19 protein-coding genes, 2 other RNA genes and 2 pseudogenes are annotated in these 17,548 nt (G+C 34.2%); 13 read left to right on the forward strand and 10 right to left on the reverse strand.

Going from position 1 to position 17,548, the window contains the following annotated elements:
* Positions 1 to 173: 173 nt before the first annotated feature.
* Positions 174 to 644: a hypothetical protein gene (locus AAGD66_RS05795; protein WP_264723165.1), complete on the forward strand. Its 471-nt coding sequence runs from the start codon at positions 174 to 176 to the stop codon at positions 642 to 644.
* A 59-nt stretch (positions 645 to 703) separates the two neighbouring features.
* A protein-coding gene (locus AAGD66_RS05800; RefSeq protein WP_264705388.1) for an IS630 family transposase occupies positions 704 to 1,563 on the forward strand; the annotation gives its coding sequence in 2 pieces (ribosomal slippage) (positions 704 to 1,028 and positions 1,028 to 1,563; 861 coding nt in all).
* A 42-nt stretch (positions 1,564 to 1,605) separates the two neighbouring features.
* Here AAGD66_RS05800 and AAGD66_RS05805 read toward each other — a convergent pair.
* Complete coding sequence (locus AAGD66_RS05805; RefSeq protein ID WP_264723944.1) at positions 1,606 to 2,895, reverse strand: bifunctional folylpolyglutamate synthase/dihydrofolate synthase; 1,290 nt, start codon at positions 2,893 to 2,895, stop codon at positions 1,606 to 1,608.
* Entirely contained in the window at positions 2,892 to 3,482 is a 591-nt protein-coding gene (locus AAGD66_RS05810; protein WP_010963011.1) for a phospholipid-binding protein MlaC, read from the reverse strand. Before AAGD66_RS05810 ends, AAGD66_RS05805 begins: the two co-directional genes overlap by 4 nt.
* 116 nt (positions 3,483 to 3,598) lie before the next feature.
* On the opposite strand from AAGD66_RS05810, the gene ssrS reads away from it, so the two are divergent.
* The 3 genes from ssrS to AAGD66_RS05825 all read left to right on the forward strand — a co-directional run bounded on the left by ssrS (position 3,599) and on the right by AAGD66_RS05825 (position 4,999).
* Positions 3,599 to 3,759: non-coding RNA, 6S RNA (gene ssrS / locus AAGD66_RS05815), on the forward strand.
* Positions 3,760 to 3,778: 19 nt separating this feature from the next.
* Positions 3,779 to 4,240: a type II toxin-antitoxin system RatA family toxin gene (locus tag AAGD66_RS05820; protein WP_010963012.1), complete on the forward strand. Its 462-nt coding sequence runs from the start codon at positions 3,779 to 3,781 to the stop codon at positions 4,238 to 4,240.
* A 54-nt stretch (positions 4,241 to 4,294) separates the two neighbouring features.
* Complete coding sequence (locus AAGD66_RS05825) at positions 4,295 to 4,999, forward strand: DsbA family protein (RefSeq protein ID WP_038199341.1); 705 nt, start codon at positions 4,295 to 4,297, stop codon at positions 4,997 to 4,999.
* 29 nt (positions 5,000 to 5,028) lie between these two features.
* On the opposite strand, the gene AAGD66_RS05830 is transcribed toward AAGD66_RS05825, so the two are convergent.
* Positions 5,029 to 5,307 (reverse strand): DUF2671 domain-containing protein, encoded by a 279-nt coding sequence (locus AAGD66_RS05830; protein ID WP_006279425.1) that lies wholly within the window; start codon positions 5,305 to 5,307, stop codon positions 5,029 to 5,031.
* A gap of 250 nt (positions 5,308 to 5,557) precedes the next feature.
* On the opposite strand from AAGD66_RS05830, the gene AAGD66_RS05835 reads away from it, so the two are divergent.
* Positions 5,558 to 6,205: an O-methyltransferase gene (locus AAGD66_RS05835; RefSeq protein ID WP_010081993.1), complete on the forward strand. Its 648-nt coding sequence runs from the start codon at positions 5,558 to 5,560 to the stop codon at positions 6,203 to 6,205.
* A 1-nt stretch (position 6,206) separates the two neighbouring features.
* Here AAGD66_RS05835 and AAGD66_RS05840 read toward each other — a convergent pair whose 3' ends face one another.
* The gene (locus tag AAGD66_RS05840) at positions 6,207 to 6,860 is read right to left on the reverse strand and encodes a glutathione S-transferase family protein (RefSeq protein WP_065094500.1); all 654 of its coding nucleotides are present in this window, start codon (positions 6,858 to 6,860) and stop codon (positions 6,207 to 6,209) included.
* Positions 6,861 to 6,967: 107 nt separating this feature from the next.
* A pseudogene (locus tag AAGD66_RS07045) lies at positions 6,968 to 7,084 on the reverse strand (WPE palindromic element domain-containing protein); the annotation flags it as partial.
* Positions 7,085 to 7,320: 236 nt separating this feature from the next.
* On the opposite strand from AAGD66_RS07045, the gene ffs reads away from it, so the two are divergent.
* From ffs to dnaN, 7 genes are all read left to right on the forward strand, one after another.
* Positions 7,321 to 7,410: signal recognition particle sRNA small type (ffs, locus tag AAGD66_RS05850), an RNA gene on the forward strand.
* Between the two features lie 21 nt (positions 7,411 to 7,431).
* The gene (dnaX, locus tag AAGD66_RS05855; RefSeq protein ID WP_012673353.1) at positions 7,432 to 9,033 is read left to right on the forward strand and encodes a DNA polymerase III subunit gamma/tau; all 1,602 of its coding nucleotides are present in this window, start codon (positions 7,432 to 7,434) and stop codon (positions 9,031 to 9,033) included.
* A 3-nt stretch (positions 9,034 to 9,036) separates the two neighbouring features.
* Positions 9,037 to 9,369 carry a YbaB/EbfC family nucleoid-associated protein gene (locus AAGD66_RS05860; protein ID WP_010963017.1) on the forward strand — a complete coding sequence of 111 codons (333 nt, stop codon included), beginning with the start codon at positions 9,037 to 9,039 and terminating at the stop codon, positions 9,367 to 9,369.
* 589 nt (positions 9,370 to 9,958) lie between these two features.
* Positions 9,959 to 10,645 carry an acyloxyacyl hydrolase gene (locus AAGD66_RS05865; RefSeq protein WP_265024501.1) on the forward strand — a complete coding sequence of 229 codons (687 nt, stop codon included), beginning with the start codon at positions 9,959 to 9,961 and terminating at the stop codon, positions 10,643 to 10,645.
* Positions 10,646 to 10,963: 318 nt separating this feature from the next.
* Positions 10,964 to 11,857, forward strand: coding sequence for an RNA polymerase factor sigma-32 (locus tag AAGD66_RS05870; protein WP_264723946.1), 894 nt, complete (start codon positions 10,964 to 10,966; stop codon positions 11,855 to 11,857).
* Positions 11,850 to 12,347 carry an invasion associated locus B family protein gene (locus tag AAGD66_RS05875; protein WP_264723947.1) on the forward strand — a complete coding sequence of 166 codons (498 nt, stop codon included), beginning with the start codon at positions 11,850 to 11,852 and terminating at the stop codon, positions 12,345 to 12,347. Before AAGD66_RS05870 ends, AAGD66_RS05875 begins: the two co-directional genes overlap by 8 nt.
* A 123-nt stretch (positions 12,348 to 12,470) precedes the next feature.
* Positions 12,471 to 13,628: a DNA polymerase III subunit beta gene (gene dnaN / locus AAGD66_RS05880; RefSeq protein ID WP_038199350.1), complete on the forward strand. Its 1,158-nt coding sequence runs from the start codon at positions 12,471 to 12,473 to the stop codon at positions 13,626 to 13,628.
* A gap of 79 nt (positions 13,629 to 13,707) precedes the next feature.
* Here dnaN and truA read toward each other — a convergent pair whose 3' ends face one another.
* From truA to AAGD66_RS05905, 5 genes and pseudogenes are all read right to left on the reverse strand, one after another.
* Complete coding sequence (truA, locus tag AAGD66_RS05885; protein ID WP_264723949.1) at positions 13,708 to 14,445, reverse strand: tRNA pseudouridine(38-40) synthase TruA; 738 nt, start codon at positions 14,443 to 14,445, stop codon at positions 13,708 to 13,710.
* 71 nt (positions 14,446 to 14,516) lie between these two features.
* Positions 14,517 to 14,639: pseudogene (locus tag AAGD66_RS05890) on the reverse strand (IS630 transposase-related protein); the annotation flags it as partial.
* A gap of 284 nt (positions 14,640 to 14,923) precedes the next feature.
* Positions 14,924 to 15,682, reverse strand: a complete 759-nt coding sequence (locus AAGD66_RS05895) for a cytochrome c1 (RefSeq protein WP_341814563.1) — start codon at positions 15,680 to 15,682, stop codon at positions 14,924 to 14,926.
* A 347-nt stretch (positions 15,683 to 16,029) separates the two neighbouring features.
* The gene (locus AAGD66_RS05900) at positions 16,030 to 17,259 is read right to left on the reverse strand and encodes a cytochrome b (protein WP_264723950.1); all 1,230 of its coding nucleotides are present in this window, start codon (positions 17,257 to 17,259) and stop codon (positions 16,030 to 16,032) included.
* Positions 17,260 to 17,363: 104 nt separating this feature from the next.
* Positions 17,364 to 17,534: a DnaJ domain-containing protein gene (locus tag AAGD66_RS05905; RefSeq protein WP_264723951.1), complete on the reverse strand. Its 171-nt coding sequence runs from the start codon at positions 17,532 to 17,534 to the stop codon at positions 17,364 to 17,366.
* Between the last annotated feature and the right edge of the window lie 14 nt (positions 17,535 to 17,548).

Here is a 17,548-nt window from a genome sequence, read left to right on the forward strand (position 1 = left end):
AGATAGGGCTAGCGTACCTTGATACCAACGGTTGTAATACCAATTTCCTTTCGGTCGCGCACGCCCGCTATTCCTAGTGAGCAGGGTTATCTTTCTCTCTTATCTCTTTTATATCACGTTTTTAACTTACAATTTCTTCTAATGTACCAATAGCAGTAGGTTTTCTTGCTCCCTTGTTAGCAGGATCTATTTTGAGTCTAGCTGTTAAGAGCATTTATACTAGAAATGGGAAAGAGTTTAATCATCAGACTAATATTTTATTATTGTTTAACTTTGACCAAGAATGCGAAAATTTTTCAAAGAGTGATAGGACTAAATTAAAGTGGCTAAAAAATTCAGTTATTTTGAGCAACACAATCTGTACATCTTTAATGTTTTTCGGTGTGGGATTAGATTTAGTTGCCAACGGCTTTGGTATAACTAACTCTATGATGTTATCCGGCTTATTACTTTCATTACCATTCACGCTTTTAATTGTTACTTCACCTATTTTAAATGCTGCAAGTAATTATATTCTCAAAAAGACAGCTATAAATTCAATTGAGGAGCAATTTAAAGGTGATGATCAGTTTATAGAAGTCGATAACGAAAAGCCAAGCAGTACTATGAGCAATCAAAGTTATTTCCCCATCGGTCAGTTATAGCTCTTTCCATAAAAGTCCGGATGTGATAGGATAAGGGTAGATGATGATAAGGAGGTTGAATGCCAGCAGCATATAGTTATGATTTAAGAAAAAAAGCAATGGAAGCGCTAGACGAAGGAGAAAGCAGAGAAACAGTGGCAGCAAGATTTAAGATTGGACGAACTACTTTATGGGAGTGGCAGCAAAGAAGAAAAGAAACAGGAGACTTTCAATCAAAAAAACTTGGAAATGGGGGTTACAATCACAAAATTACCGACTGGGATACCTTTGCCAAATTTGCCAGAGAACACGGAGGAAAGACTCTATCGGAAATGGCTAAACTTTGGAACAACGTTAGTATCCAAACGATCTATCGAGCCCTTAAAAAAATTGGATTTACGCGCAAAAAAAGACATATGGATACAAGGAAAGAAACGAAGAAAAACGTGCTGAATTTTTGAAAATTATAGCGACAAAAGAACCTAAAAACTTAGTGTATATAGATGAGTCTGGCATTGATAACACCGAAGACTACCCCTACGGATATTGCCAGAAAGGACAGCGGTTTTATGCCTTAAAATCTGGAAAGAAAACTCAACGAATCAGTATGGTTGCAGCCTTAAGTGGAAGAAAGATAGTTGTTCCGTTAACCTTTGAAGGCCACTGTAATATGGATGTTTTTAATGGATGGTTTGAGCAATTTTTGACACCGATCTTGGAACCTGGACAGACTGTCATTCTTGACAATGCTACTTTTCATAAGTCTGATAAGATTATCGAGCTTGCTAAAGGGGTTGGTGCAGAAATTTTGTATCTGCCGCCTTATTCTCCAGATTTCAACAAAATTGAGCATCATTGGTTTGCTATAAAAAACAGAGCCAGGAAAAACATTCCTCTATTCGAATCCTTTCGTCGTGCTGTTGATTCTGCCTTCCTATGACCTGTTCGGACTATTATGAGAAATGCTATAATATCATCAAAGTTAGCTATTCTCCATAGCGAAGTCTCTAGCTAGGAACAATGAGCCACAGATTAGTATGGTTTTGACGTTTTGGGTAGAGGCTTTTAATATGTGATTTGATATTGCATCGCCAATTGATTCACATTCAACTGCTTTTATTCCTATGTTATTGGCTTTTTCCCTAATCAAATTTGTATTTGTTGCTTTAGGTTCAAACTTAACACAAACCGCACATAGTAGCTTGATATATGGCTTTAAGTGCTCTAAGAACTCTTCCACATTTCTGTTACTAGTAACACCAAAAACCATATAAATACCTTCAGCAAAATTATCTTTTACCCACTGAGATAGTACTCTAGCACCATCATTATTGTGTGCACCATCTAAAAATAATTGCCAATCTTTCGGTAGTAGGAAAATTAAATTACCTTCTTTTATAGACTCTAGCCGTGCAGGCCAATAAGTGCACTGTAAACCTGAAGTGATATCCTCTTCTCCAATATCAAATTCATACTTTCCACTTAAAATACTACATGCTGCAATAGCATTGCCTGCATTAATCACCTGATGATCACCCTTTAAAGATGGCAAAGGAAATTCTATTGATTGAATAGCTGATTGAAAAACCATTTTGTTGTTCTTTTTTTTGCAATTCCATTCAAGACCTCCTCTATACAAGGGAGATTTCTTATTTATTGCGTGGTGTTCTAGCGTGTTCACTATAGATTTTTCTTGCGGTGCTATTACGCAAGGAACATTAGGTTTCATTATTCCAGCCTTTTCACCTGCTATAATTTCTACAGTAGGGCCAAGATATTCCGTATGATCAAGTGCAATGGAAGTAATTATTGTTAAAATCGGATTATCTATAACATTTGTTGCATCAAGCCTTCCACCCATACCCACTTCAACTAAAGTTATATCGGCTTTATGACGAGAAAAAGCTAAAAAAGCTGCAATAGTTGCAGCTTCAAACAGAGTGATAGGTTGTTCTGCAATTACTGCACGACATTCTTCTAATAAGCTATATAATTCATTATCGTCGATATAGCTGCCGGCTATCACTATCCTCTCATTAAAACTCACTAAATGTGGAGAAGTGTATGCGTGTACCTTATACCCTGCTGCTTGCATTATATATCTTATAAATGCTAGTGTTGAGCCTTTCCCATTAGTTCCAGCTATATGAATTACGGGAGGCACTTTTTTCTCGGGGTTATCTAGTTTGCTAAGAAAGCCTTTTATGCGATCAAGAGAAAAATCATTCGGCCTGCTACCAAGTGGCTTAGGCCAATGAGGCATATATATCATGGATTGTTATTGCATTTTAATTCAGCTATAACGCTTGCTATGCCATGCGTGTCGATTTTTTCACTAAATTGATAACGTTGATTAATAGCAATACTTATTCCACTCATTACAACATCACTTATCAAGAAAGAACTGTTATTTTTAGTAACTTTAAAATCAATATTTGTAAATTCTTCATCACCGTAAGAAAATCTTGTACCAATTAAGCAAGTTTCATCGTCAACTGCTTTTGTACTCATTATGATCATTTCACTATCATGCATGTATTTATATAAAATTTTAACGCACAAACGCGTAAGATACACTTCATACTCTCTTAAAAAATCTTCTTTTTCTTTTTGTTTAACTAAAGCCCAATGTTTTCCTATGACGAATTGCGATATTCCTTTGAGGTTAACATTGTTTTGAATGACCTCCTGAAGCTTTTTTTGCACACATTCCCGGTTTTTTTTATTCTCCTTTGTAGATATACCATCCACTTGTTGCTTCATAGTATGCACAAAAATTTTGTGATCTGTACAATTAGTGTAAGCACTTGAAGAAATTACAATAAAAACAATGATAGTTAAAACTTTAGTAATGTTCATAAGATATATTTATTAGCTATGATACTTAGAATGCAAAGTTTAATAAAGATTAAATAATAATCGCTAGCTTTAATATATCTATAGACACACCTTGTATAAATCATCTACAATTAATTAAGGGTCTGTTCTATGCGTTATGAGTTAAGTTAAATTTCCCGAGCGATAATTTCTAGTCAAGGGAATTGCCTCTGTTAATTTCGTTGAAATTGATACGCGATGCCCACCTTAACTTTAGTCTCAGGAATCTACTAAGGCTGACGGTAGATACGGATCCTATTTTGATTGGTTTAACATTTATGCTTCATCAATACAAAGAACAGGGTGTTTTCCTATGTTTGCCTAATGAAGTATTCCAAATTGTAATTGATGTTGAAAGGTATCCTGATTTTGTTCCTTGGTGCAAAGCCGTTTATATAAAAGAAAAAATTAACAACCAAATGGTTGTGGATCTCCTCGCAGCTTTTCATGGAATTAAAGGTAGATATACATCAGAAGTTACTTCTCTTTCTCCAAGTGGAACAAATGAAGGTTGGATAAAAGCTGTATCATCAAATGGAATATTTAAACATCTATACAATGAATGGCAATTCATTCCCATAGATGAAAATAAAACTATGGTAAAGTTTTATATAGAGTTTAAGTTTAAGTCCAACTCATTTTCCACTTTATTAAACTCAGTATATAAGTATACACAAAGTAAAATAATTGCTGCATTTAAAGATAGGGCTGAAAGCCTTGCTAAACAAAAGTTATCTTGACATTATTAATATAAATGTATAATTTTTTTTAGTAAGTTAAGTGTTTATATTGTAATGATTTTTAGACTATTGTTTTTATTAATTTTCATAAGTGTTAATTCTTATGCAGTTGTTAAGCAAGATTTATCCGATAACCAATACATTCAAAAAAAACCCAATGAAATAACATCAAATGAGCTATTATCGCCATTACCTAATGATAAATTATTAGGAGATCCAAAAGCACCAATTCTAATGATAGAATATGCTTCATTAACTTGTTATCACTGCTCTCTTTTTCATAGGAATGTTTTTCCTAAAATTAAAGAGAAATATATAGACACAGGTAAGATGTTATATATATTTCGTCATTTTCCTTTGGATTACAGAGGGCTAAAGGCTGCAATGCTAAGTCATTGCTACGAAAAACAAGAAGACTACTTTAATTTTAACAAAGCTGTTTTTAACTCAATAGATTCGTGGAATTACTACAATTTAAGTGATTTGACTTTACTACAAAGAATTGCTGCACTAAGCAACTTAAAGCAAGATGCATTTAACCAATGCATTAATGATAAGAAAATAATGGATAAAATCGTAAATGATAAATCACTGGCAATTAATAAACTTGGTATCACAGCCACTCCAATATTTTTCATCAAGCTTAACGATGATAAATCATATATAGAGCATAATAAAGTTAAACATGGAGGGTATAAAGAGCTGAAATATTTCACTAATGTGATAGATAAATTATATGGAAAAGCTATAGTGAAGTAATACCACTGTAGCTTACCATATAAAAGACTCTATGCTGAGTCATTGTTTTTCACTACTGTTTGTTGTTTTTTACGCTCAAACTCTCTTTTTTTACTGTGCCAAGTGTAGTAATACATAGCGATTTTATTCTCTATTAATACTATTGTCCCATCATAAAACTGAACCATATCCATAACTTTTCTCTGAGCTTCATCAAAACGTTCTTTATACTTTTCACGATAAGCTGGATTATGTAGTAACATAACCCCTTCATTCTTGTTAGATTTTTTGTTTAACGTTTCAACTTCACCAGCAATAGTATAAGACATATAACCCCCTCTAATTGATTATAAAAATTATATTTTAAAAAGAGAAATGCGCATAAACAATCCCTTTAATTCTAGCATAATAATCGACTGTTTATTATACTAGTTAACTATAGTACGATATATAATAATTTTTGTCACTTAAAATTTTATACTATGAAATAATAACTTAAAATAAATGTTTTTATTATTTTAAACTATATTATTATATTTATAAATTGTGTATGAATTAAGTCTCCCTAATTTATAATATATGCGTAATAATTTTAGTATAAAATTGTCATACATAAGAAATCTATTTGCAAAAGAATATAAAAAAATAGAAGAATATTGTATTCTTGAAAAAAAGCAACATATTCAAATTGGCCCTGAAGAAGGAAAGCTATTAAGTTTATTTATAAAAATCCAAAAAATCAAAAGTATTGTTGAGATTGGCACGTTATACGGTTACTCGTCGATTTGCATGGCAAAAGCTCTACTAAAAGACGGTCATATATATACAATAGAAAATAATCCTCAACACTCAAGAATAGCAAAAAAAAATTTTAGTGCTTTTAATCTAAGTGATAAAATTACTCTAATAGAAGGCGATGCACTGGAAAAAATTAATGAATTATCAGCAAAAGCACCATTTGACATGATATTTATTGATGCTGACAAAAGTAGTTATCCTAAGTATTTAGATTGGGCAGAGTCATACATTAAACAAGATGGGCTAATCGTTGCAGATAACACTCTACTGTTTAACACAGTATTTTTAGAATCGCCTCCAAAAGAAGTATCAGAAAAATCATGGCATGCCATGAGGGAGTTTAATAATAGATTATCAGATGAAAAAAAATATTTCTCTATATTGATTCCAACTGATGAAGGAATGACTGTAGCTTTAAAGCTAACATAAGTTAAAAATCAAGGTCAGCATAATGTTTAGGAGGGATTAAACCAGAAATCCTCTCTAATAATATCTCACGAAAACAAGGCTTTGATTTAACAATGGAGTACCATTCTTTTAAAATTTTACTTTTTTCCCATGGAAAACTACTTACATAATCCATTACGGAAATATGCGATGCTAAAGTAATATCAGCTAAAGTGAACTTATCAGTTGCAAGCCAAACGTTCTTGTTAATTAAGTGTTCGATGTATTCCATATGGCAAGGCAGGTTATGCTGAGCTGCATGAAGAAATCTAGAGTCAGGGCTGCGGTTAGTAATTACTTTTTCATTCATAATATACTTAGTAACTTCATTGTAAAATTTGTTATCGAACCAATTGATTAGAGCGCGTATTTTAGACTTAATAATAGTGGATGAACCAAGTAATTTGACGTCGCTATTGTAAGTCTCTTCTATATATTCACAAATGGCATTACTATCCGCTATTACAAAGTTATTATCTATTAACACTGGTACTTGCCCGGTTGGATTGATCTCCATAAATTCATTCCGCTTTTCCCACGGATTTTCATACACTAGATCACAGCCTAATTTTTTTTCTTTTAGAAAAGCTCTAACTTTTCGTGAAAATGGACAAAGAGGAAAATGATATAAAATCATAATGTTCCTCTTTTGTTATACCAATATCCTTTTTTTGTTACTCTATGGCTTGACCTACAACTGTACGAACTTTCTTTGTAGTCCACAGAAGTTTGCGTAGCAGGTAGTGTCATGCAAGTAGCTGACACTGGAATCCAGTTCTTGTTATACAATTGCCTAGTGCGCTCATTTACAGTTAAGTTTTCTGGATCCAAGTAGTCAAGCACTGGGATGACATCCTTTTCGGTAAAAATTGCTCTTATATCACAACATTCATACAGCTGTATGCCTAGGCACTGGGATGACATAAATAAGCGCTGAAATGACATAAATAAACATTGGAGTGACAATCTTGTAGTGACTTGCATGACAACTAACTTTTTATTTACTTCAAAATAGCACTGTAAAAAATTTAACATATCAAATTATAGAGCTAATATAGGATATACCTTGCTAAATAAAAAAAAAAGTATAATATTTTATAAGGTATGCAGGCAAAAACTCTGTAATTTGGTCAGATCAGAAATGAAGCAGCCATATCAGAACCTTTTTGGGTTGCATACCTATTTCATTATTTGTTTTATCCGAGGCTATGAATATAGCATTAAAACATCGTCCTAGTAGCTTCAAAGATCTAGTAGGTCAAGATATATTAGTGCGTGTATTAGAAAATGCTTTTATTTTAAACAAAATCCCACAATCTATACTGCTCTCTGGTAGTAGTGGAGTTGGTAAAACCACCACTGCAAGGATAATAGCTTTATGTTTGAATTGTTCCCTGGGGCCAATTTTTGAACCTTGCGGATCATGTGAAAATTGTCTAGCAATAAAAAATTCAAGCCATCCAGATGTAATTGAAATCGATGCAGCAAGTCACACTAGCATTGACGATATTAAAGTAATCCTGGGAGATATTTGCTATTCACCTATAAGCTCTAAATTCAAAGTCTACATTATAGATGAAGTACACATGCTATCTAGCAGTGCATTTAACGCATTACTTAAAACCCTAGAAGAGCCACCATCTAGTGTAAAGTTCATTTTAGCAACTACGGAAATAAAAAAGATACCAATAACTATTATTGCACGTTGTCAAAGATTTGATTTACACAACATTCCTGTAGCTAAAATAGTGGAACGTTTAAATGATGTTGCACAAAAAGAGAGTTATTCCATTGAAAAGGGAGCATTAGAATTAATTGCACGACACTCTGGAAATTCAATGCGTAACGCCTTGTTTTTGATGAATCAAGCAGTGCTATATAGCAAAGATGGTGCAATATCCACTAAAAATGTGACAGACATACTTGGCCTAGTGGATAAAGATATTATATTCGATCTATTAGGGGCAATATTAGAAGGTGATTTACAGAAAGCTCTATCAGTGTTTGACAAGGCGGTAAAAACAGCAAACCCACTTAGTATTTTTGAAGGTCTATTGCAAACAATTCAGTTAGTATGCCGTTTTTTGATTACAAAAGAGATTGATAATGCAGTTACAGAGCATGAAAAGAATAGGATAAAAGATTTAAGTATAAAGAGATCTTTAATATTTTTTTCGAGATTGTGGAAGATGTTGCTTAAAGGTATTCAAGATATAAAAACTTCAACATGCAACGATGTTGCTGCTGAAATGATGTTAATTAGCCTCTGTTATCTTTCTGATCTGCCTTCTCCGGAACAGGTGATCAAAAAAGTTCTTTCACAGAATGTAGAGCAAGGAAATAGACAGGGCAGACCTGTTGCACCTTCCCCCTCTGTCATCCAAGTAGCTGACTACTCGGATCCAAAAAAATATGTGGAAAGTAAACAACAACCCCACTCTGTCATCCCAGTGCGTGACACTGGGATCCATGTGGAAAATAAACAACAAAATTACGATTTTGATAAGATTTTGCAACTATTAAGGCGAAGTAACCAAATTTATCTTTACAAACAACTGTGTAATAATCTACAATTAATAGATTGTAAACCTGGATATTTAAAATTAAAAGCTGTATCTAAGTTGGATAGTAATTTTTGCAATGATTTAAAAAATTACTTAAACCAGGTAACTCAGCAAGAGTGGGTTATTGCAGTTGATACAGGTTATATAAACAGGGAAGTGAGTAATTTAAATTATGCACCTGCAGTTAAGGATATCCTTGACACGTTTAAAGGTGCAAAAGTAGTTAATATAGAAAATAAGGAGTAAGTTGTGGATTTTAGTCAAATAATGAAACAAGCGCAAGAGATGCAAAAAAAGCTTGCAGAAGCTCAAGAAAAATATGTTGGAAAAGAGTTTCAAGGTATTTCTGGTGGTGGCAAAGTTTCTGTATTAGTGGAAGTCATAAAAATAGGTAGCTATAAAGCTAAAAAGGTGAACATAGACTTAGAACTTATGAGAAATGAGGAAAAAGATATAGTAGAGGATTTAGTAACAGCAGCGTTTAATGATGCCGTTAAAAAAGCAGAAGAAGATATGGCGAATGCAACTTCTGATCTTGCAGGTATGATGGGTTTACCATCTGGGTTTAAACTTCCTTTTTGAATTTACTACTGAAGTTTCTTTTAGTGTAAGTATTTTTTTTCTAATATTCCCAACGCTAGTACTTCTTCATATAATGTACCTATACTAGCATAGCCCTACGTCATACCGTGATTCATTCCACAACTGTACAAACATTGCAATATGGCACATAGTAAACGATGTCATTCCAGTCTGGAATCCAGCCTTGCCGTAATCTCATCAAGAACATTGTGTTTTAACATAAAACGGCTACTTTTATGCTTACCAACTTAATAAAATTCCTGGATCCCAGACTGGGATGACAAGAAGATGGTACTTGGATAAGAGGCATTGCCCTCCTGGTAGGCCCAAATTGCAATGTTCGTACAGTTGTAGATTTCTCATCCGCTAACAAGCAGCGAGATGACGAGGTCTTTCGATAGTAAATCTTACCTGTGTTAGCTATACCAAAAAATCAAAAGTCGTATTTATTCATTAATAAAATCTTTGTCTTCTCCTAAAAATTAGTTAAAATGTAGAATATTTTGTGTTATTAAGTTAGCACTTGACTTAACTTTAGTTGTTACTTAGACTGCTAAAGTGGAATTTTAATTTTTTTACGAGGACAATTATGCATTATAAAAAGTTTTTTTCAGCAGCCGCTTTAGCAACGTTGCTAAGTTTATCAAACTCTGCTTTTTCAGATCCTGTTGGTCCAATAAGTGATGAAGAAACTAGTTACTATATTCGTTTGCAATACAACGGTGAAATTTTACCTCTTTTCACAAAAGTTGATGGTATTACCTATAAGAAAGACAATAGTGATTACAGTCCATTAAAAGCGTCTTTTCTAGCTGGTGGTGGTGCGTTTGGTTACAAAATGGACGACATCAGGGTTGATGTTGAAGGAGTTTATTCATACCTAAACAAAAATAATGTTACAGATGCAAGATTTACGCCAGATACTATTGCAGACAGTGTAACAGCAATTTCAGGGCTAGTTAACGTTTATTACGATATAGCAATTGAAGATATGCCTATCACTCCATATGTTGGTGTTGGTGTTGGTGCAGCGTATATTAGCACTCCTTTGAAAGACGCTGTGAATGATCAAAAAAGTAAATTTGGTTTTGCTGGTCAAGTAAAAGCTGGTGTTAGTTATGATGTAACTCCAGAAGTCAAACTTTATGCTGGAGCTCGTTATTTCGGTTCTTATGGTGCTAATTTCGATAAAAGCGGTGGTGAGAAAGACAAAGGAGGACATACAGTCCTTTACAGCACTGTTGGTGCAGAAGCTGGAGTAGCGTTTAATTTTTAGTCTATCTCAGTCTTGTTATCCCAGTGGGTTTTTTCTTGTCATTCAAGTAGCATGACACTGGGATCTAGAAAAAAGAAATGTGGATTCCAGTGTCAAGGCACTGGAATAACACTATTTGCTATGTGTTTAAGCTATAACGTTTACCATTGTACTGGTAGAATATCATCTAAAGTTACATAATGTTATCCAATTAGCTAACACTGCGGCCTACTGTCTCCAAGAAATTAGATGGAAAATTTGTACTTTTTTCAAATCAAAGCTTGAATTTTTGCTGGAAAATCAATATATTATATGCATGAAGTTTTAATTTAAGTTGTTATGTTGACCCCAATGGCAAGCTTATGTGTCGATAGCAGAACCAATCTCATGCAATATATTGCTAGGGTGCGAAAATTTCCCATGCTGTCTCAAGAGGAAGAAGTACAACTAGCAAAAAATTGGAACCAATACAAGGATATTTCTTCTGCTCATAAATTGATTACCAGCCATTTGAATTTGGTAGTGAAAATTGCAATGAAATTCAAAAATTATGGACTATTGTTGATGGACCTGGTCATGGAAGGGAATATGGGTTTAATGCATGCAGTAAAAAAGTTTAATCCTGATTTAGGGTTTCGTTTTTCAACTTATGCAGTGTGGTGGATTGAAGCTTCAATAAAAGACTTTATATTGAAATCTTGGTCATTTGTGAAAATAGGCACAACGCAAGCACAAAGAAGATTATTTTTTAGTTTACGTAAAATAAAAAAAAGAATTTTACAGTATACAAACAGAGAAACTTTAAATAATGAAGAAATAAAAGCAATATCTAATGAGCTTTCTGTATCCGAAGGAGATGTTATACAAATGAATTACCGTTTGGCTTGTAAGGATCAGTCGCTAAACGATTGCATAAAAATAGGTGATGACTCTAAAAGGGAGTTACAAGATATGATCCCATGTAACTTGGTCAGTCAAGAAGTAACCTATCAGAATCATGAAGAAAAAGAATTAAAAGAAACAATTTTAAACAATGCACTAGCGAGCCTCAACGAAAGGGCAAGAGACATTTTTATCAGTAGATATTTGTCTGAAAACATTCAAACTCTGGATGAACTTAGTAAAAAGTATTGTGTTTCAAGAGAAAGAATAAGGCAGTTGGCTGAGCAGGCGATGGCTAAGGTAAAACGATATATACAATCTGAAAGTTTGAAATTTGGTTTGCATGCGTAGTTTTTTTATATTTCTAATATTTTTTTCGATAGGCGCTTTTGCATCGGTTAGTGATGTACAATTGAAGGAAAAATATAAAGATTGGCTCGTGTATACTGCATTGGAAGATGGAGAGAAAGTATGTTATATTGTATCCTATCCTAAAAAAAAAAGCGAATATTATACAACCAATCGCAAGCCGTATGTAATGATTAGTTATGTTGATAAAAAAGCAGATGAGGTAAGCGTTACCTCTGGTTTTCAGTATGATAAGGAGCCTGTAGCTCTCAATATCGACAAAAAAATTAAATATACACTGCCCATAATACAGGGAAGTTTTGCGTGGGCAGAGCATACAAAAATAGATCAAGATCTCATTCTAAAAATGAAGCAGGGATTATCAATGGTAGTTAATGGAAAAACAAAAACAGTGACCATTGATGATACTTATTCCCTACTTGGTTTTCAAAAAGCGTATCAAAAAATGCATGATTTATGCCATACAAAGTAAATTATTGTAACAGAATACCCAGCTATAGTATAAACTAGACTACTCTTTCAATGGAAATATAAATAGCACTTTACTTTATATGGGATGTGGATATCATTTAAAATATATTTTTGAGAGTTAGCAATGTCAGAGGTTGCAGGTGTAGATACAGAAATCAAAAAGCAAAATTCTGTGTGCGAGCAGATGCGTTTTAGCGTGAGCCGCACAAGTCTTTTAAATACATTATCCAGAGTAAGTGGAGTGGTTGAAAGGCGTAATGCAATAGATGTTTTGGCGTGTATAAATATCAAAGCACAACACGGCAGCATAAAATTAATGGCAACTGATCTTGACATTTCAATGTTTGCCTCACTTGCTGCAACCGTATTAACAGAAGGAGAAGTAAAAATTTCAGCGCATACTTTACATGACATAGTGAAGAAGTTACCCGCTGATTTGGATGTCAATTTTGAAGTAAACAATCAAGGAAAATTATTGATGTCTTGCGGAAATGCAAACTTTTCTTTACCGAATGTAGTTTCAAGCAGCTTTCCTGCTCTTGAAGAAGACAATTATAAACATGATTTTACTCTACTAAATACAGACCTGATAGACTTATTAACTAAAACAAAATTTGCTGTATCACTAGATGATACAAGGTATAATTTAAATGGAATATATCTACATACAGATGAGCAATTTCTGTACTGCGTTGCAACTGATGGCCATCGTTTATCATGTATAAAGAGGCCAAAGCCTGGGAACATCAATGGCGAATTTGGTGTGATCATTCCACGTAAAACTGTTATGGAGCTGTTAAAAATATTGGACGATTGTAATGAAATTAAAGTAAAACTCTCAGACAGAAAAATCAAGTTTACATGCGGTGAATATATTCTAATATCAAAATTAATAGATGGAACTTTTCCAAATTATAAAGCAGTTATTCCAGCATCTCAAGATAAGCATATGATTATTGAAAGTAAAAAACTTTCAGACGTTATAGATCGAGTTTCCGTTGTTGTATCTGATAAAGTAAAATCCATTAAATTCTCACTACAAGAAAAGCTGCTAACTCTGCATTCAAACTCCCAAGAGTGCAGTGATGCAACTGAATCCATAGAAGTGGACTACAATGAAGCCCCTATAGAAATAGGGTTCAACTCGCGTTATTTACTTGATGTTCTATCCTGCATAAAAAATAAATGTAAGTTTAGCTTAGCCGATGGTAATAGTGCTACAATTATCACTGATGAAGACGATTCAAGTGCATTATATGTAGTAATGCCAATGAGAACTTAAACTCGTCATCTCGCTGCTTGTTAGCGGAATCTGGAGATACCGTGGCGGTATGGCACTTATTTCACTAGCTTTTATTAAATTAGTAATCTATCTTTACCAAATATAAGCCAAAAGGTGGTGCAGTAACTCCAGCGGCACTTCTTTTGCATTGGTTTAATATATTTAGCATTTCTTGCGGATTGGTTCTATTTTTTCCAAATTCAACTAAAGTACCCGCAATAATCCTCACTTGGTTATGTAAAAAGGAAATAGCAGATATTTTGATGTGTATATGATTCCCGTTTTGTACTATATCGATATCATCAATTGTTCTTATCGGATTTGCGGCGTGACAATCTTTTGAACGGAAACTTGAAAGGTCATATTTTCCAAGTAGATGTTTAGCAGCTTCACGCATAATATTTACATCAAGTGGACTAAACACTTGCCATACATAACCTGTCTCCAGAGCGGCAGGAGCATAGCGATTAACTATTCTGTATTCGTAATATCTTTTTTTTGCTGAAAACCGTGCGTGAAACGCATCATCTACAACTTCTACATTGAGCACGACTATAGGAATTGATTTTAAATGATAATTTATTGCGTTTCTTATTCTATAAAGCTCAAATTCCTTTTCCATATCAAAATGAGCAACTTGTCCTAAAGCATGAACCCCTGCATCAGTCCTGCCACCACAGTACAAGGCAATTTTCTCACCACTAAAATTAAATATAGCATTTTCTATCTTCTCCTGGATTGAGTTAGCAGAGTGTTGCTGTTTTTGCCAACCAGAGAAACTACTACCATTATATTCTACCGTTATTTTGTATCGCACTGCATTACATCAAGCTCTATCTAAAATAGTCATTTTCTATCTTAACATAATTTATGGTCAAGCCTACAGTGCTGCCACTCCCATAAAGTAGTTCGTCCAATCTTAAATCTTGCTGCCACTGCTTCTCTGCTTTCTCCTTCGTCTAGCGCCTCCATTGCTTTTTTTCTTAAATCATAACTATATGCTGCTGGCATTCAACCTCCTTATCATTATCTATCCTTATCACATCCGGACTTCTATGAAAAGAGCTATAAATCGTGAAAAAGAACTGCTCATTAAGTGCTATTTGCTTAATAAATTTACTGACATTGGTATGGCTAAATTCGAAATGGCTACATGAATTTATCGTAAATTATTACCGTATAAGGTATGATGCGACAAAGCCATCCCAGTGTCAGCTACTCGGATGACACCGTCATAAAGGAACCAGTGTTAGCTACTTGGATGACAACCATTGTGCTTGAGGCAAAATTGACTATCACTTCTTTTTATAGAGCTTGCTCCAAACTTTGTTGTTAGTTAATACAAAAAACACTGTTAAAATTATAAAATACGCCACTACTTTTAATCCAAGCTTATGCCGGTGCTCTAATTCTGGCTCTGCCGCCCACTGTAAAAAATTTATCACATCATACGCCATATTTTCAACTGTGGCTTGCCTTGCACCATCATATTCCACCATTCCTTCAGAAAGTGGTGGCGCCATAGCTAATCTGCCTGTTGGAAAATACGAATTAAAATATAAATCATTTTCATCGTGTTCGCCGTTTTGATAGCCTGTTAACAATGAATAGACATAATTTGCACCATCATGCCTTGCTTTAATAATTAATGATAAGTCTGGTGGGACTGCACCATTGTTGCTTGCTGCAGCTGCTTCTTTTGTATCAAAAGGCGCAATAAAATAATCCGAAGGTACTCCAGGTCTGTCAAACATTTCACCCAAATCATTCGGACCATCTTTAACTTGATAAGAAGCTGCTATTTGTTTTACATCTTCTTCAGAAAAACCGACATCTTGCAAATTACGAAATGCTACCCTATTCATTGAATGACAAGCAGCACAGACTTCTTTATACACTTTATAGCCACGCTGAATTGACTCTCTATCGAAAGATCCGACAATTCCATCAAATTTCCAGTCTATTTTCTTATTTGGTGATGATTTAAATTCTTCTGCAGATATAAGACTAGATAGAAATAACATGCAGAAGATTGCAAATACATTAGATCCCATGCATAACCACTGTTTTAGTAAATTTCGAATTGATGTCATGCAAGTAGCTGACACTGGAATCCAGCTTATTTCATCACTGACATTATGGTTATCATGCACTCCTAGAATCTGTTGTCCATTGCATGATTTGTAAGTATTTTTATACCTGGATCCCAGTGTCAAGCACTGGGATGACAACGGAAGATAGTGGAATGACACTGTGTGTTGTATACAACGTTCATACAATTGTGTACATGATGCTGGAATCCATTTATTTTTTTTCTGGATCCCAGTGTCAAGCACTGGGATGACAAAAGAGGGCTCTGGGATGACAGAGAATTTTGTAAGAGATCTGCTTTGAATTGACATCACCTCATCTCCGGCACAGAATCACTTAAGGTTTTTGGTGGTTCTTTTGGCTTTTCATACTTACTAAGCAGTGGTAAAACTATCACAAAGTATGCAAAGTAATAAAGAGTAGATAGCCTACTCATAGTGATGTAAGGCTCTTTCACCTCTTGTCCTCCAAGCCAGGCAAGAAGTGCAAAATTTATTGCAAAAACCCAAAAAAATTTCTTGAATACCGGGCGATAAGCACCACTTTTAACTTTTGATCTATCAAGCCAAGGTAACAAAAACCACACTAAAATAGATGCAAACATGGTAAGCACACCAGTAAGTTTATCTGGAATTGAACGTAGCATTGCATAAAAAGGTAAAAAATACCACTCTGGCACTATATGTACCGGAGTGACCATAGAGTCAGCTTCTATATAATTGTCTGGATGTCCAAGATAATTAGGAGCATAGAAAACAAATGCGAACAAAACTACAAAAAATAGACCAAAAGTTATGCAATCCTTGACTATATAATAAGGATAGAGAGGAATGGTATCCTTATCTGATTTTACCTCCACTCCACTTGGGTTACCAGAGCCAAACCTATGCAGAGCTATCACATGAAGCATAGCTAAAGCAATAATAACAAAAGGCAGAAGATAATGCAGAGCGAAAAAACGGTTAAGAGTTGGATTATCAACGGAAAAACCACCCCATAACCATATAACTATTTTATTGCCAACTAAAGGTATAGCAGAAAATAAGTTGGTTATAACTGTTGCACCCCAGAAACTCATTTGTCCCCAGGGAAGAACATATCCCATAAAGGCAGTTGCCATCATTGCAAAAAATATAAATATACCAACAAACCACACCATCTCTCGTGGTCTCTTGTAAGATCCGTAATATAATCCACGCATTATATGAATATAAACTACCATAAAGAAAAGTGATGCTCCAACAGCGTGAGTGTAGCGTATTAACCACCCGTAATTCACATCCCGCATTATGCGCTCTACACTATTAAACGCATAATCAACATGCGGAGTGTAGTGCATAGCAAGAAATATACCTGTTATTATTTGTAAAATTAGCGCTATACCAGCCAAAGAGCCAAAGTTCCAAGCATAATTTAAGTTTTTTGGTACTTGATAAGAAGCGGTGTGTTTTAGAAAAGAAAATATAGGCAGTCTATATTCTATCCACCCTAATATGCCTTTTTCTTCTTTTATTACTTCTTTTTTGTTATCTTCCTGCATAACTTAAACCTTTCTGAACACATGTCCATTGCTACTTTTATCTTATTTTTTTATTGTAGCAACTTATCCTTTACGCACAAATAAAAACTTTAAAGCAATATTAATTACCTCTTCAGCAACCTGTCACGTGCTGCGTTTAACTTTTGTGCAAAATATTCCGAGCCTCCCTTATCTGGGTGAACTAATTTCATTAAATTTTGATATGCTTTATTGATTTCATTTTGACTTACCTCAGGATTTAATCCCAGTATTTTAAATGCTTTATCTTTGGACATGTTACTATTACTGG

Origin of the sequence: Wolbachia endosymbiont (group A) of Dendrolimus pini, assembly GCF_964026835.1 — a bacterium.
GTDB lineage: Bacteria > Pseudomonadota > Alphaproteobacteria > Rickettsiales > Anaplasmataceae > Wolbachia > Wolbachia pipientis.

Coding starts and splice junctions, on each gene's coding strand:
- AAGD66_RS05865 (WP_265024501.1), top strand. CDS start 9,959: ATGCATTATAAAAAGTTTTTTTCAGCAGCCGCTTTAGCAACGTTGCTA.
- AAGD66_RS05830 (WP_006279425.1), bottom strand. CDS start 5,307: ATGTCTTATACTATTGCTGGTGAAGTTGAAACGTTAAACAAAAAATCT.
- AAGD66_RS05870 (WP_264723946.1), top strand. CDS start 10,964: ATGTTGACCCCAATGGCAAGCTTATGTGTCGATAGCAGAACCAATCTC.
- AAGD66_RS05820 (WP_010963012.1), top strand. CDS start 3,779: ATGCTTCATCAATACAAAGAACAGGGTGTTTTCCTATGTTTGCCTAAT.
- AAGD66_RS05895 (WP_341814563.1), bottom strand. CDS start 15,682: ATGGGATCTAATGTATTTGCAATCTTCTGCATGTTATTTCTATCTAGT.
- dnaX (WP_012673353.1), top strand. CDS start 7,432: ATGAATATAGCATTAAAACATCGTCCTAGTAGCTTCAAAGATCTAGTA.
- dnaN (WP_038199350.1), top strand. CDS start 12,471: ATGTCAGAGGTTGCAGGTGTAGATACAGAAATCAAAAAGCAAAATTCT.
- AAGD66_RS05810 (WP_010963011.1), bottom strand. CDS start 3,482: ATGAACATTACTAAAGTTTTAACTATCATTGTTTTTATTGTAATTTCT.
- AAGD66_RS05805 (WP_264723944.1), bottom strand. CDS start 2,895: ATGATATATATGCCTCATTGGCCTAAGCCACTTGGTAGCAGGCCGAAT.
- AAGD66_RS05825 (WP_038199341.1), top strand. CDS start 4,295: ATGATTTTTAGACTATTGTTTTTATTAATTTTCATAAGTGTTAATTCT.
- AAGD66_RS05900 (WP_264723950.1), bottom strand. CDS start 17,259: ATGCAGGAAGATAACAAAAAAGAAGTAATAAAAGAAGAAAAAGGCATA.
- AAGD66_RS05875 (WP_264723947.1), top strand. CDS start 11,850: ATGCGTAGTTTTTTTATATTTCTAATATTTTTTTCGATAGGCGCTTTT.
- AAGD66_RS05905 (WP_264723951.1), bottom strand. CDS start 17,534: ATGTCCAAAGATAAAGCATTTAAAATACTGGGATTAAATCCTGAGGTA.
- AAGD66_RS05835 (WP_010081993.1), top strand. CDS start 5,558: ATGCGTAATAATTTTAGTATAAAATTGTCATACATAAGAAATCTATTT.
- AAGD66_RS05840 (WP_065094500.1), bottom strand. CDS start 6,860: ATGATTTTATATCATTTTCCTCTTTGTCCATTTTCACGAAAAGTTAGA.